14 protein-coding genes are annotated in these 14,246 nt (G+C 27.6%); 2 read left to right on the plus strand and 12 right to left on the minus strand.

What is annotated here, in order from left to right:
- Window positions 1-4: 4 nt before the first annotated feature.
- Window positions 5-859: a PPK2 family polyphosphate kinase gene (locus AC28QF_RS07630; protein ID WP_488201452.1), complete on the minus strand. Its 855-nt coding sequence runs from the start codon at window positions 857-859 to the stop codon at window positions 5-7.
- A gap of 147 nt (window positions 860-1,006) precedes the next feature.
- Here AC28QF_RS07630 and AC28QF_RS07635 point away from each other — a divergent pair, with 147 nt between their 5' ends.
- Window positions 1,007-1,516, plus strand: coding sequence for a flavodoxin family protein (locus AC28QF_RS07635; protein ID WP_488201451.1), 510 nt, complete (start codon window positions 1,007-1,009; stop codon window positions 1,514-1,516).
- Window positions 1,517-1,552: 36 nt separating this feature from the next.
- On the opposite strand, the gene AC28QF_RS07640 is transcribed toward AC28QF_RS07635, so the two are convergent.
- Genes AC28QF_RS07640 through AC28QF_RS07655 form a run of 4 tightly spaced genes read right to left on the minus strand, consistent with a single transcriptional unit; the run spans window position 1,553 to window position 4,441 of the window.
- The gene (locus AC28QF_RS07640; RefSeq protein ID WP_488201450.1) at window positions 1,553-2,473 is read right to left on the minus strand and encodes an AraC family transcriptional regulator; all 921 of its coding nucleotides are present in this window, start codon (window positions 2,471-2,473) and stop codon (window positions 1,553-1,555) included.
- On the minus strand, window positions 2,463-2,831 hold the full coding sequence (locus AC28QF_RS07645; protein WP_488201449.1) for a hypothetical protein: 369 nt from the start codon (window positions 2,829-2,831) through the stop codon (window positions 2,463-2,465). Before AC28QF_RS07645 ends, AC28QF_RS07640 begins: the two co-directional genes overlap by 11 nt.
- A gap of 1 nt (window position 2,832) precedes the next feature.
- On the minus strand, window positions 2,833-3,141 hold the full coding sequence (locus AC28QF_RS07650) for a hypothetical protein (protein WP_488201448.1): 309 nt from the start codon (window positions 3,139-3,141) through the stop codon (window positions 2,833-2,835).
- A gap of 4 nt (window positions 3,142-3,145) precedes the next feature.
- Window positions 3,146-4,441 carry an NAD(P)/FAD-dependent oxidoreductase gene (locus tag AC28QF_RS07655; protein ID WP_488201447.1) on the minus strand — a complete coding sequence of 432 codons (1,296 nt, stop codon included), beginning with the start codon at window positions 4,439-4,441 and terminating at the stop codon, window positions 3,146-3,148.
- 111 nt (window positions 4,442-4,552) lie between these two features.
- On the opposite strand from AC28QF_RS07655, the gene AC28QF_RS07660 reads away from it, so the two are divergent.
- On the plus strand, window positions 4,553-4,987 hold the full coding sequence (locus AC28QF_RS07660; RefSeq protein ID WP_488201446.1) for a DUF7738 domain-containing protein: 435 nt from the start codon (window positions 4,553-4,555) through the stop codon (window positions 4,985-4,987).
- A gap of 2 nt (window positions 4,988-4,989) precedes the next feature.
- Here the strand turns inward: AC28QF_RS07660 and AC28QF_RS07665 are convergent, their stop codons facing one another.
- The 7 genes from AC28QF_RS07665 to AC28QF_RS07695 all read right to left on the minus strand — a co-directional run bounded on the left by AC28QF_RS07665 (window position 4,990) and on the right by AC28QF_RS07695 (window position 14,132).
- The gene (locus AC28QF_RS07665) at window positions 4,990-5,517 is read right to left on the minus strand and encodes a hypothetical protein (RefSeq protein ID WP_488201445.1); all 528 of its coding nucleotides are present in this window, start codon (window positions 5,515-5,517) and stop codon (window positions 4,990-4,992) included.
- Window positions 5,518-5,688: 171 nt separating this feature from the next.
- The gene (locus AC28QF_RS07670) at window positions 5,689-6,918 is read right to left on the minus strand and encodes a hypothetical protein (protein WP_488201444.1); all 1,230 of its coding nucleotides are present in this window, start codon (window positions 6,916-6,918) and stop codon (window positions 5,689-5,691) included.
- Window positions 6,919-6,946: 28 nt separating this feature from the next.
- On the minus strand, window positions 6,947-8,299 hold the full coding sequence (locus AC28QF_RS07675) for a hypothetical protein (protein ID WP_488201443.1): 1,353 nt from the start codon (window positions 8,297-8,299) through the stop codon (window positions 6,947-6,949).
- A gap of 359 nt (window positions 8,300-8,658) precedes the next feature.
- Window positions 8,659-8,973, minus strand: a complete 315-nt coding sequence (locus AC28QF_RS07680; RefSeq protein WP_488201442.1) for a hypothetical protein — start codon at window positions 8,971-8,973, stop codon at window positions 8,659-8,661.
- Between the two features lie 178 nt (window positions 8,974-9,151).
- Window positions 9,152-9,892, minus strand: coding sequence for a LytR/AlgR family response regulator transcription factor (locus AC28QF_RS07685; protein WP_488201441.1), 741 nt, complete (start codon window positions 9,890-9,892; stop codon window positions 9,152-9,154).
- Window positions 9,885-10,997 carry a sensor histidine kinase gene (locus AC28QF_RS07690; RefSeq protein WP_488201440.1) on the minus strand — a complete coding sequence of 371 codons (1,113 nt, stop codon included), beginning with the start codon at window positions 10,995-10,997 and terminating at the stop codon, window positions 9,885-9,887. Before AC28QF_RS07690 ends, AC28QF_RS07685 begins: the two co-directional genes overlap by 8 nt.
- Window positions 10,998-11,246: 249 nt before the next feature.
- The gene (locus tag AC28QF_RS07695; protein WP_488201439.1) at window positions 11,247-14,132 is read right to left on the minus strand and encodes a sensor histidine kinase; all 2,886 of its coding nucleotides are present in this window, start codon (window positions 14,130-14,132) and stop codon (window positions 11,247-11,249) included.
- Window positions 14,133-14,246 lie beyond the last annotated feature (114 nt).

The raw sequence follows: 14,246 nt of genomic DNA on the forward strand, positions 1-14,246 counted from the left end.
GCAATTATTCGTTATTTAACTGAGCTTTAAACTCATCTAATTTATCTAAATCTTTTTGAGCTAATGCAGGTTCTTTAAAACCGTGCTTTTTAAGTGCTTCACTAATTGTTTTTCCTACAATATATCTTGCTGTTGGTTTATCATCTGCAGGTACTACATACCAAGGCGCATAATCTGTATTTGTTCTGTTTAATAAATCCTCATAACACTCTTGATATTTACTCCACAACTTACGCTCTTTTAAATCGCCAGAAGAGAACTTCCAATTTTTCTCAGGAATATTTAAACGGCGTAGCAATCTATTTCTTTGTGCTTCTTTAGATACATTTAAAAAGAATTTTAATATAATGGTTCCGTTAGCTGAAATATGTTTTTCAAACTGATTGATTCTTTCCATTCTATCATGATAAAAAGCATCATTTAAATCTTCTAAACTTTTAACTGTAGGAATATTTTCTCCAAAAACATACTCAGGATGCACTCTTGTTACCAACACGTTTTCATAATGTGTTCTGTTAAAAACACCTATTTTTCCTTTTGCTGGCAAGGCAATATAATGTCGCCATAAGAAATCATGCTTCAACTCTAGTTCCGTTGGTACTTTAAAACTATGCACCACTACTCCACGTGCATTCACATCTTTAAACACTTCTCGTATTAAGCTATCTTTACCAGAAGTGTCCATTCCTTGTAAACAAATTAACATGCTGTACTTACCTTCGGCATACATGGTGTCTTGTAACTCACTTATTTGTTTTCTTACTTTTTTAAGCTTCTTTTTAGCATTTTCATCTACTTCTTTTGTTTCGAAATTATTTAATGGTACTTCTTGCGAAAACTTATAGCTATCTATATTCATTTGCTTTGCTTAATTGATAGTATAAAAATACAAAAAATATCTCCTTTTCTTATTGATTTTCTCTTGGGAATTATCAATTTTTACAATTGAAGATTAAATGTTGTTTTAATTAAAATTTAGAAATTTAGCTTCTAAATAAAAATGCACATGAATACAAGGGTAATTATACAAGGAAGCTCTAAAAGCAACGGAAACACAAATAGGATTGTTCGTTATTTAAATAAAAATAATGATTTTGATATTATCGATTTAAAAACTAAAAACATTGGTTCTTTCGAATATGATTTTAGCAATGCAAATGACGATTTTATTCCTTTAATGGAAACTATTATACTAAAATACGACACCATCATATTTGCTACACCCGTTTATTGGTATAGCATGAGCGGAACTTTAAAAACATTTTTTGATAGAATGTCTGATCTTTTACACTATAAAAAAGAGTTAGGAAGACAAATAAGAGGTAAAAACATGGCAATGATTAGCAACTCAGGAGAAAATGATTTAAAAAACGGATTTACAATGCCTTTTATAGAAAGTGCTAATTACTTAGGTATGAATTACCTTGGCGACGCGCATACTTGGTTTACCAAAGATGGTGCTGAAATTGATTCAGATGCTTTAAAAAACATTGATACTTTTAGAGGTTTGTTCTAAAAAAAGGTTGTCCGTAAAGCAGACAACCTTTTTTATTTATTCAATCGGAATACAAATATCTACAATACACTTTCCTTCGGGATGCTCTTCTGGATTGTTGTAATAAATTCCAAACGGAGCATGATCAGCTTTTTTAAAACCATGTTCACTCATCCACACAAAGTTATTTTCCCATGCTTTTTGAAATTCTGAAGGATGAATCTCTAAATGAGAAACAACACACTTCGTTTTAGGTAAGTTTCTTAAATTTACTTCTCCATCAGTTTTAACTGACTTATTTAATGTCATACAGGCACTCATTCTTATTTTATCTTCGTCAGTAATTTTAGGACTATCATGATAAATTGTTACCATACGTAAATTTTCTTGTTGCATTAATCCTTTCGGGAAAGCCCATTTCATTAACCTACTATAAACATTACCAATTAGATCCATTTTTCCTTGGTAAGATATATATACAAGTGTTAATTCAGGCATAATTTTAACTTCAGTAGTTGCATTCATTTTTAACCAATTTAAAGAATTATGTATGTTACAAATGTACTTTTCAAATAACGTTACTACTTGCCCATTCTTGCTTTCTGTTTTACAAATCTTGCTAAAATTATTTTGACTTTCTTTTTTAAATTCAGCAGGACTCATCCCGTAGAATTTTTTAAATGCTCTTGAAAATGAAGATAAACTTGTAAACCCTACTTTTTCGGCAACTAAAGTTACTGATATTTCTTTTTGATGTAATAAAAATGAAGCTGCTTTTTCTATCCGCTTTCTATATATAAAATTATTTAATGTTTCTCCTGTTACTGTTAAAAAAAGTCGATGAAAATGAAATTTAGAAAAATAAGCTTTGCTTGCAACCTCTTCTAGCGCTAATTTCTCCTGTAAATTATCTTCAATATAAGTAATTGCTTTACTTATTCTTATAATTGTTTTTGAAGTGTTTTTTTCAGAATTCATTATTCATTTTAGTTGTTTTCTGGAGGATGAAAAAGATGAATCCGCTTATAAAATATAAAAACACATCTATTATATCTGCCGTGTATCTCGGATTGTATTTAGGCAAAAAATACTCATATAATAATGCATAAAAACTACAGATATATAAAACAATCCAAATAGAAATTTGATAGTTTTTATTGCTTTTACTCCACCTTAAAATAAATAAGCAAACTGATAACACTATCGGAATGATTAAAAAATCATTTAGATAAAACTGTACAAGTTCCGGTAATTTATAATTGTTTTTTTGCCCAAAATAAACACTTGTTGCTATTAATAATGAAAGTGTAAAATAAATGTATATTACTTTTTTCATTTTATCCTGCAGCTACCATTGCTATAAACCAGGCTAAAGCACCTCCTATTAAACTTACTAATAAAAAAGCGGAGTACAGAATCCACCCTACAACTTTATATAAAAAGAAAGGGTGTTTTTTTAAACGCTCGGCTAAATTAGGATTGGCAATTTTATGCTTCACCTTTGCTATTTCTACTTGCTTATAAGCTTCTTCTTTTAAGGCTCTTTTTTTTTCATGAGAAATTAAGGTATTACAATTTTTACAATACTCTTTGTTCGTATTAAACAATCCGCAGTTAGGGCATTTTATATTTCTTGTAATACTCATTTTATTATTCTTTAAAACTGTATTTATTTTTATTCTTATAAGGTCTTATTATAAGTCTTGTTTCTCTATCAAACCGAATATAGTTATACATCCAATTCATAAAAACAATTACTTTATTTCTAAAACCTATTAAAGAAAACAAATGCACAAACATCCAAACAAACCAAGCGAAAACTCCTTGAAACTTTAGCCTTGGTAAATCTACCACCGCTTTATTTCTTCCTATGGTAGCCATTGCTCCTTTATCGTTATATCTAAACGGTTTTAATTTTTTTCTTTTAAATTTAGTTAAAATATTTTTAGCCAATAATGTTCCTTGCTGAATAGCTGGTTGCGCCATCATTGGGTGCCCAAATTTATATTTTTCGGTTTGCATACATGCAACATCTCCAATAGCATATATATTGTTATAACCTATAACTTTATTGTATTCATCAACCTTAAATCGGTTAGCTCTTTCTACCAAACACTCTTGCTGTAAACCGTTAATAGATTCCCCTTTTACTCCGGCAGCCCAAATTACTGTTTCTGCATTAAAATGATCATCGCTGTTTGTTGTTACCGTAGTACCATCATAATTTAAAACTCGAAGATTTTTCCAAACATCAACACCTAATTTTATTAAGAAATCTTCCGCTTTTTCTGAAGCCTTATTACTCATTCCTTTTAACAACTCACCTGAACTCTGAATTAAATTAATTTTCATTTGACGGATATCTAAATCAGGATAATCTTTAGGTAAAATCCCTTTTTTCATTTCCGCTAAAGCTCCGGCTAACTCAACTCCGGTTGGTCCGCCACCAACAATTACAAAATTCATTAAAGCCCTTCTTTTTTCTAAATTAGTTTCTAAGAGTGCTTCTTCAAAATTCTCTAACACTAAACTACGTATATTTAATGCTTGTGGAACTGACTTCATTTCCATCGCATATTTTTCGATATTCGTATTTCCAAAGAAATTAGTTTTAGAACCTGTGGCTATAATCAACTCATCGTATTCTAAATTACCAATAGTTGTTTCTATTGTATTTTTATCAGCATTGATATTTAAAACCTCTGTTAGACGAAAAAAGAAATTTTCTACATCATTAAATCTTTTTCGTAACGGAAAAGCAATACTATCAGGCTCTAAGCCACCAGTTGCAACTTGATAAAGTAGTGGTTGAAAAGTATGATAGTTATGTTTATCTATTAAAACGACTTGAAGTTCTTGTTCTTCTAATCCTCTTGCTGCAGCTAAACCGGCAAATCCTCCCCCAATAATTACTACACGAGGAAAACTTGTTTGAGGTATATTCATTTTCGAATGATTTTATTTCAGAATAGCAAATTTACTTAAAAGTTGAAATTTATTCTTTAAATTTGTATATTATGTTCACATAACTAATCCCTTTCTAAAAAACGCAACACGATGTTTAAATTTTTAAAAAAGAAAAGAGTAAAAGAATTGGTTATTAAATGTGATACTGACATCATTCATATTAATGAAAAACCCATTGTTTTCCCTACCAATTACGATACATTAATAGCTATTTTAGGCAAACCCGAAAGAGAACTTATCAAAACTAATCACTATATGATTTGGGATCAGTTTGGTATATTTTGCGGCTACACAGATAAAAATGAAATTTTATCTATTAATGTATATCAGAACAAGCAAGATAGAAGTGAGTACAATAGTAAAAAACAATTTAAGGGTAAACTTCTATTAAATAACGAAGAAATTACAAATAACGAATTCAGTAAAATTGCTTTAGGTAAAGTTGCCATTCATAGGCTTGGAAGCGAAAATGAAATCCGTTTTGGTTTTAGTTTAGGTATTAATAAAATATACACAAATATTTAAACTTACAGCTCTCTTTTTAACTGCTGAATGGTTTTGGTTGTTGATATTAAATCATTTATTAATATTTCTCTTAAATCATCTATATCATCCTCATAATAGGCAGCCCATTTATACTCTTTAAACAAGGTTTGAATTTGTTTTAAACGTTGGCGTGCAAATTCTGAAGTCATTAAAAAAATAGTTTTATTTTCTTCTTCTTTTAAGCGTTTAATTTTCACTTGTTTTAGCGAGAAATCTACCTCTAAATAAAACACTTTATCAGTATCATTTAATGGGTAAAAATCTGTCCAACTAGCAAAACCTACGTAATAGTTTTGACTTTTATATTCTTCTATTTCTTTTATTTTCCATCGACAATTAGCTACACGCCCCCAGTGATTTGAGTAACGGTAAACACCTTTATCTGCATAAAAATACAAACTACCAGATTTACTTTGATAATGTGCTGATTTATCTTTAAAAAAATCTATAGATCGCGATTCGAACTCGCAATAGGTATATCTAAAAAAATTATACTTATGAAATTTCATTTTTCAAAAGTAATTAAAGAGAAGCAAGTTTTATAAATTAATATAAACAAAAAACCGAATTACTTTACAGTAATTCGGTTAAGAATAATAAAAAATAATTATCTATTTATTTAAATAGTTTTTTTAAAATTATGATTTACCCCTTAATTTAAATCTAATTTTAAAGAAGTTCTATTCATCTAAATAATCTTCTAAAACAGTAATCCACCCCTTAACTGGATCTAATAATAGTTTTTCTGTATTTGCTGTATACTCTAATTGAATAGTCCCTTTTGCAACTGGATCGATATTTTGTCCATCTTTATAAGCCCAAATAGTAACTTTTAAATCATAAGTTTGACCTTGTTTTAAATCATCTTGAGTTTGTCTTAACAGTTCTAAGAAAGCATAATCAGCAATATTATTAGAACGATTTATTGTTACTTTTGGATAAAAGAAATAAAAATCATTCTTGTAATCATCTAACTGAGGTATATTTTTAGAATACTTCGTGCTTGTTTTTCTTAACGCTTCTCTATCAGTAGTTTTCCCAGCCATTTCGTAAGTAATATTAAACCAAGAACCTGGATGAGTTACAGATAAAGGCATATCGAAATATGGTTTAAATGCTACAGTAGATCCTAATTCTTGCTTTGTAATAAAATTAGAAGTTTTTTCAACTGGTTGATTTGATTTTGAACTTTTTAAGTAATTAGTTCCTTTTGCAAAAGCAACTTTACCATGATAGTTTTTATAAGTATCAAAACGCATTAACTTCTTTTTTGTTTTTGCCATTTCTAACGAACTTAAATCGCTAATTAACATATCAACCTTAGCTTGTGCTGTTTCAATATCCCATGTATCAAAGTCAGATTTATTTTTGGCCATTACCTCAATAACTGTTCTTTTAGTATCTAATGGTACAGATTCATCGTAACTGTTATTTACACTTCTTGTAGTTTGTTGTACTTGAGCTAAAACACCTGGAGCAATTTCTAAAACCTCTATATAAGATTTAGCACCAGTAGACAACCACTTACAAAACATTTTAGTTTGTTTTTTTCTAAAATAACTTTCTTTAAAACTCAGTTTTAGTTGAGGCTTCTCTTGTTTTTTCTCCCAATAATGTAATTGATTTACCACTTTTCCTTCGTCTTCTTTTACAAAACGAAATCCAAAAGCTTTTTTATCTACCAATCCAAAATATTCACCTGTAATTCCTAATTCATCTTTTTCACTATTTAAATAAGCAAATGTTCCTGCAGATGCTCCTCCAGATTTTGATGACTTCGATGATTTTTTACTACTTTTTTTTGGTGTTACTTTTTTTAATAATTTACCAAATTGCGCATTTGCTTCAGTTGTATTTGCTAAAAACAATGCTGCACTTAACGCACATGTTAACAATAGTTGTTTTCTCATAATTACCCTTTTTATTTATAGTTGATTTTTAAAAAATTAATTTTATTGATTTTACTTGTTCTGTTACACCTCCATTATCTCCTTTTGCTCCATTTCTACCTCTACTTGCATGAGAGTATTTTGGAGCTCCTCCTTTTCCTCCTTTTCCTCCTTGATTATTCAAAGCAATATTTAGTTTCGTTACTGATGGGTCTTTTATTAATAAAATATTACCACCTGCGCCACCAGAACCACCATTACCTCCGTTAGGTGAACTATCACGACCTTCGTAGCCATTCATACCACCACCACCTTGGTTGTTTATTATTAACCTCGTATCAGTAGTTAATTTATAACGAGCTACATGTTTTTTCTTGGTAGTATTATAAATATCAATCTTATTTAATTTAACACCAGTTTGTTTGTGGGTTACTGTTTTTACCTTTATGGTTAAATTATCTCCTCTACCTGCATGCTGACCGTTTTGACCTTGAAAAACTGTTACATATTTATGACGCTCATGCCCCCAGAAACCTGATTGATTTACCTGTATTGATAAATTATTAGTAGTATTAATATGTTTAACTGCTTTTAATGTTGGATGATATTTTGACACTGCTTCAATCGTTATTCTATCATCTTTTAGTGATTTTGCATCTTCATCTACCCTTACCTCATCTATTGTACTACTACAACCTTTGTTTTTAAGCGTAAAATCACTCCAAGGAAGTTTACCTCCTAAATTTTCGGTAGACAACTTACTCCCATCTTTAAGAGTTGCAACAACTCCATATTTTATAGCGTCAGAGAAATGAGCTACTTTTTGGGGCGTATTTACTAATTTGATTTCAATTTTACTTACAATTCTACCTTGTAATGAGTTTTTCTTTCTTTCTGCTTCTGCTAAAGCTCCTTTCTGTTCTTTTACATCAGCTCTAGCATTTGTTTGATTTTTAAAAACCGATTTAGCATAACTTGCAACTAACTTATTTAACTCATCATAGCTTTTAGAAAGACTACCGTTTTTAGAAAAGACGTACTTTGTTGTTGCTTGTTCTTTTCCATTCCAACTATAATAAATTGCGATACCATCAATAAATGTTAACCGATATGTAGAAAAATTAAAATATGCTGGATGCCCAGGTACATCTGGTTTAAAATTCTCATCTAAAATACCTGCTCTTTTTACCAAAACGTTATTCACACTTGTGCCTGTTTTAGTAAATTCAACTGGCCATTGCTTTTTTATCTTGACCATTTTATATTTATTGTGCGAAATTTTTTCTACCTTAAAAACAGTATACTTTGCTGATTGAAATGCAACAAGTATTTCGTTTTGATTTTTTTGTGCTTGACACACAATCACTAAAAACAGTAAAACAATTGAAAGGAATTTCTTCATTTTAAAAACTAATTTATTTTTTGATTATCTTGAGTACAAATAAAGTGTAGTTATATACATATTGCTTTAAAATACTTCCGAATGAACCATTTAAGTTTCCGAATTAAAAAACTGATAAACAATTAATTATAATTTAAACTTTGTTTTTTTAAATATTGGTAAATACATAACGAATCATTATCGTTTACCGAAAAAAAAGCTTTTTATTCAACAATTCCCAATTTCTTCTAAAAACTCTCTACTAAAAATTATAAAAAAATCTTCATATTGTTTTCTAGTAATATTATAGTTTTTTTTAAATAAAAAAGCCAAAACTATTTTATAGTTTTGGCTTCTAATAACATAATTTTGTTTCTTAATTATAGCTTAGAAAGTTTCAATGTTTTACCACAATGCTTGCTTTCGATTTTAAAAATAATATTCCCTTTTTTCCCCTTATTTGCCCATCGTACTTCTTTACCTACTTTACATGAAATACTTGTTTTTGAACCTTTATTTAAGCTTACAAAACCTGTACCAGTGTAAATAGATACTTTTCCTTTTGTATCGTTTACTAACGAAATACTACTCCCTAAAACTACTTCTTTGGTGTTCTCTTCTTTTATTATAGAATTATTTACTACATTAAAAGACATGAAACTGATTACCACCATTAATAATATTACTTTTTTCATCTTAATTGGTTTTTCGATTATAAATTAGACTTCGAAAATGAATATATTAAATTATAGTTAGCAAATATTGTTTCCCAATGAACTATTACTCTTTCCTAATAAAAAAGCCAAAACTAGTTTCTAATTTTGACTTGCTATATATTCCTTACTTTTTCCATTAAAAATATTCTAAAGTTTATTAATTATAAAAAAGTGTTTCAAAACTTTCTTTATAACTTTTACTAACAGGTACTTTAATTTGAGTTTCTAAAGTTACTTGTTTTTCTTTTTTTGAATAGGTTTCAATTATATCAATATTAATAATCCACGATCTATGTAATCTTACAAAAACTCCGTTATCACATAGTAATTTTTCATAATAGCTTAATTTTTTTGCTACCATGTATTTTTTATTATTCTTCATATGCAATACAGAATACATCCTATCTGCTTCAATACAAAATATATCTCTAATATTTACAATCGCATAATCATTTTTATAAGGTATTGCTACTTTAGTTATTTTCTTATTATTATCTTGTAGTAAGTTAATTCTTTTAGATGGTGTATTGTTTTCGATATGCTTTTCTGCTTTTTTTATTGCCTTCTCTAACAATGAAACGTCTATTGGTTTCAAAAGATAATCTATTGCTGCTACTTGAAAAGCCTTTATTGCATAACTATCATATGCTGTCACAAAAATTATGTGAAAATTTATTTCATCAAATTCATTTAATAATTGAAATCCATTTTTTTGAGGCATTTCAATATCTAGGAAAACAATTTGGGGCTGTTGGTTTTTTATTATTATTACTGCCTCATCAACATTGGTCGCTTCTCCTAAAATATTTATATTTTCACAAAAGTCATCTAACAAATATCTTAAATTTTCTCTTGCATTAATTTCATCATCTACAATTATGGCGCTTAATTTATTCATGAGAATGTATGTAAGGTATTTTTACTATTACTTTGGTGCCTCCCTTTACTGTTTGATATGTAAAACCAATATCAGTTTTATAATATTCTTTTAATAAAATCAATCTTTTTTCAAGTATTGTTCTAGACGATGATTCTTCTTCGTATTCATGAGAAAAATTACTAATTCCATTATCTGATATTTCACAAACTAGCACTTCTTTATTTAAAGAAAACTCTATTAATAATTGTTTATCAACATCTATTAAATGCAATAATCTATATCGAATTGCTTCTTCTATATAAGGCTGTATTATCATTGATGGAATTTGAATTTTTTTATCAGAATCTAACTCTTTGATCTTAAATAAGAATTGATCTCCAAACCGTAATTTCTCTAATTCTAAATAACTTTTAATTATAGACAATTCTGTTGTTAAACTTATAAAATTAGTATCACTTATTTTTAAATTTTGCCTCATCAGGGATGAGAATTTTGTGAAAAAATTATAAGCTTCCTTTTTATTTTCTTTCAAAATTAAATTCTGAATAGAATTCATCGTATTAAACATAAAATGAGGATTCATTTGTGCTTTTAATGTTTGTAACCTTAAAATCGTTAACTCGCTTTCTTTTTGTTTTTCTAATTTTAAATATGCCTTTTCTAATTTTATTTTATTTTCTAATAATTTCTTTTCTTGTTTTTTATTTAGCTGTTCTGAATAAAATAAAATAACAAATGTTCCTAGAAAAACACAAAAAACCAATACAGGTAAAATCGTATTCTTAGGATATAAATTCAGGAAAATATTAGGTATAAAATACAAGAGAAAACAAAGGAGTAGGAACAGAATATTTATCCATTTTTTATCTATAAATAACACCCCTATTAACGGATAAAGAAAATAAAAATTTTCTATTAACATTGAAGGTGTTATAAAGTTAGCAAAAAGAAATGTTATAACTATGATCGAAGATATAAAAACAACTCTTGCTTGAGTATATTTTTTTACTTTTTGAAAGTAAAAAACAACACCTATTAAAAGATAAGAAATAGCGTGTAATATTAAGCTATCCTTTACATCTCTATCGAATAACAAATCGAATATTGTTATAATAATAATCATTAAAGACCATGTAATACAAAAGGCATTTAAAAGCCTTATTTTTTTGTACTCACTACCTTTTTTTAACTCGACTCCTGTGTTTAATAAAAAGTAATATAATTTAATAAAAATGTTCATGTGATTTAAATGGAAAAAACTAGGATGCATTTTTTTTAATATTTTATCCTAGGGTTTAAATATTCTACTTTTATCTTAAAAAGCCCTTATTTAGTTTTCGAATAGCATAAAATACTTTCCGAATTTTATTTTTTAGAATGTATACGGAATTTTGATAATTACTTTTGTCCCTTTAGTTACATTTTCATATTGAAAACCAATGTCTGTTTTATAATAATCCTTTAATATTTTTAGCTTATCTTTTATTGCTTTTGTTGAAAAAGATTCTCTTTTAGCACTAGTTCCTTTATTTATTCTTGCTGCGGTTTCTAACCCAACTCCATTATCTGTAATTATGCATTTAAAGAGTTTTTCTTGAAAGAATTCAATTTTTATTTTTCCAACTCCGTTTACTTTATGAAGCAAGCCATGCTTTATCGCATTTTCTATAAATGGCTGAATTATCATTGTTGGTATTTTAACATCATCAATAAACTCTGCCCCTATTATTTCATATGAAAAACCTTCTCTAAATCTAAGTTTTTCTAGCTCTAAATACTTTTCTATTAATGACAATTCTTCATCAAAATACACAAAACTTTTAGTACTTAATAGTAAACTCTCCCTTAACAATGAAGAAAACTTTGTTAAATAATCATAAGCCTCTTGCTTGCTTCCTTTTAGCACTAAATTTTGAACTGAATTCAAGGCATTAAACGTAAAGTGCGGATTCATTTGAGATTGTAAGGTTTCTAACTTTGATCCTACCAACGCTTTTTTCATTCGTTCTTTTTCAATGGCTATCTTTTGTTTTCTTTCTAACTTTTCTAAACTATTCATAAAAAGATATAAAACCAGAAGAAACAAAAATATTATTGCAGTAAATAAAAACCACCATTTTTTATAAAAAGGAAAATTTATTTCTATGTTAATCGTTCTTTCTATTGTTTCTTTTTGCCCATTTAATTCAGTAGCCTTTAATTTAAAAATATACTTTCCTGGTGCAAGGTTATTAAATGTAATTTGATTTATTCCTTTATCAATCTTATTCCATTTATCTGCACTTGAAATGTCTGTTAATTTATATTGATAAACAATATTATCTTCTGCTAAAAAACCATTGGTATGAAAGTTAAATTTTATTCTTTTTGTACCTGATGTTAATTCATATTTTTCTTTTTCATCTACCTTTTTATCATTTATTAAAATTGAGGTAAAATAAAAATCTAAAACATTTCTATTTTTAAAAACTCGTTCTTTGTTTATTTTAAACAACCCTTTATTTGAACTAAAAAATAAAACATCTTTAAATGGTATTATTTCTGATATATTAAAAGAGTTAATACCATCTTTTTGCGTTAAGTTTTTAAATTTTCCTGTTTTGCTATTCAATACTTGCAACCCTTTACTTGTAGTAACCCAAAGTAATTTACCATCACCTTTTATTTTACCCATATGATTAGATAACAAGCCGTTTTCTTTTGTGTAATTTATTATAGTTTTTCCGTTTTTAACACCAATAAGCCCATCTTTAAAAGTAGATACCCAGATAGTTCCATCGCTAGTTTCATCAATATCTATGGCAAAAATGGGTTTATTATTAAACAATATTTTTAACGCTTTTTTTTCTTCATCATATTTTTCTAAGCCATCAACATAGCCTATATATATATCTTTCTTACTACTATAATATGTTGTGTATGATCTAGATCCTTTTAAAAGATAAGTGCTTTTATTTTTAGTATTTATAATAGTAGCAGAACTATGACTAGCATATAATATATTGTTTTCATCTATTAAAGATAAATCTTTTGCATTTGAACAAAACTTGTCCTCGTAGATATTTTTTCTTTTTTTATTGTAGACAAAAGAATTTCCGCCAAAACTTAAATACACTTTATCTTTACTGTCGCAAATAGAATATATTTTTTCCTTGTATACATGTTCAATAAACTCAGCTTCTTTATCTTTTTTATTTAAAATTGCTAAATGACCTTTGGTAGACCCAATAATTAAAGAGTCATTACCAATACGACTCATTGCGCTTATATTTATTTTTTCTTCATCAATTTTATACTTTTCGATATAAATGTTCGGAATTATATACACTCCATTTCTTAATGAAGTAAACCAATAATTATTATTTCTATCTTTTAATACTGCACTAATTTCTTTTCCTTTAAAATAGGTTTTTTTATGCACTAGGGCTCCTTCTTTAAATTCAAATATCAATACGCCATTTCGAGTACAAGCCCATAACTCATCAGATTCATTGTAAAACTGTATGACTTCATTATTTTTTAAAGTTTTAGGTAAGACAATTTCTTTAAGCTGATTCCCTAGTTCATAAAATAATTTAGGTTCTACTTTTAAATTATTTGAATTGTAGGCATAAACTAAGTCTTTATTTTTGAATGATGTTATTTCCCATTTATTAAACTCATATTTTTCATATTCATTCAATTGATATTTTACAATTGATTTTGATTTTTTTGACATGCTTTTTAACTCATGACCATGTAAATTTAATAACGTGTCATTTTTAACATACAAAGGATATGATGGTCCTTTTACATCAAATAATTTTAATTGATCTAAACCACTAATACCAACCTCATAAACCCCTGTTTTAGTACTTGTTACAATATTTTTATTGTAAAATGAAAATATAGCTAACTGCCCTTTTACTTCCTTCTCTAAATCTTTAAAAAGGGTTAATTGATCATTTTCTATATAAAAAAATTGTCCTGAGATATTATTACACCAAACTCTTCCTTTATTATCTGTTTTTAAACCAAAGACAGATAATCCTCTTTTTTCTGGATGTGTATAATTTTTAAATTCTTTTCCGTCATAACGAAAAAGACCTTTATCTGCTGCTAACCAAATAAAACCATCCTTGTCTTCTATAATACTATAAAATTCAATATCTGGTAAGCCGTCTTTTTCGGTTAAATGAGTATAAACCGGATGCTGTGCTATAACTTTATTAGCAAGCAATAAAAAGGTTAAAAACAGGTATATACTTATTTTTTTCAAAAATATATTTTTAAATCTACATCTTCAAATGTAGTTATTATTAAAATAATGAAAATAAAAAAATCCATTACAATTTCTTGTAATGGATTTTATATTTATAAAACGTTATGTTTT

This window comes from Tenacibaculum sp. M1.3A (genome assembly GCF_057732375.1).

Coding starts and splice junctions, on each gene's coding strand:
- AC28QF_RS07630 (WP_488201452.1), bottom strand. CDS start 859: ATGAATATAGATAGCTATAAGTTTTCGCAAGAAGTACCATTAAATAAT.
- AC28QF_RS07635 (WP_488201451.1), top strand. CDS start 1,007: ATGAATACAAGGGTAATTATACAAGGAAGCTCTAAAAGCAACGGAAAC.
- AC28QF_RS07640 (WP_488201450.1), bottom strand. CDS start 2,473: ATGAATTCTGAAAAAAACACTTCAAAAACAATTATAAGAATAAGTAAA.
- AC28QF_RS07645 (WP_488201449.1), bottom strand. CDS start 2,831: ATGAAAAAAGTAATATACATTTATTTTACACTTTCATTATTAATAGCA.
- AC28QF_RS07650 (WP_488201448.1), bottom strand. CDS start 3,141: ATGAGTATTACAAGAAATATAAAATGCCCTAACTGCGGATTGTTTAAT.
- AC28QF_RS07655 (WP_488201447.1), bottom strand. CDS start 4,441: ATGAATATACCTCAAACAAGTTTTCCTCGTGTAGTAATTATTGGGGGA.
- AC28QF_RS07660 (WP_488201446.1), top strand. CDS start 4,553: ATGTTTAAATTTTTAAAAAAGAAAAGAGTAAAAGAATTGGTTATTAAA.
- AC28QF_RS07665 (WP_488201445.1), bottom strand. CDS start 5,517: ATGAAATTTCATAAGTATAATTTTTTTAGATATACCTATTGCGAGTTC.
- AC28QF_RS07670 (WP_488201444.1), bottom strand. CDS start 6,918: ATGAGAAAACAACTATTGTTAACATGTGCGTTAAGTGCAGCATTGTTT.
- AC28QF_RS07675 (WP_488201443.1), bottom strand. CDS start 8,299: ATGAAGAAATTCCTTTCAATTGTTTTACTGTTTTTAGTGATTGTGTGT.
- AC28QF_RS07680 (WP_488201442.1), bottom strand. CDS start 8,973: ATGAAAAAAGTAATATTATTAATGGTGGTAATCAGTTTCATGTCTTTT.
- AC28QF_RS07685 (WP_488201441.1), bottom strand. CDS start 9,892: ATGAATAAATTAAGCGCCATAATTGTAGATGATGAAATTAATGCAAGA.
- AC28QF_RS07690 (WP_488201440.1), bottom strand. CDS start 10,997: ATGATTATTATTATAACAATATTCGATTTGTTATTCGATAGAGATGTA.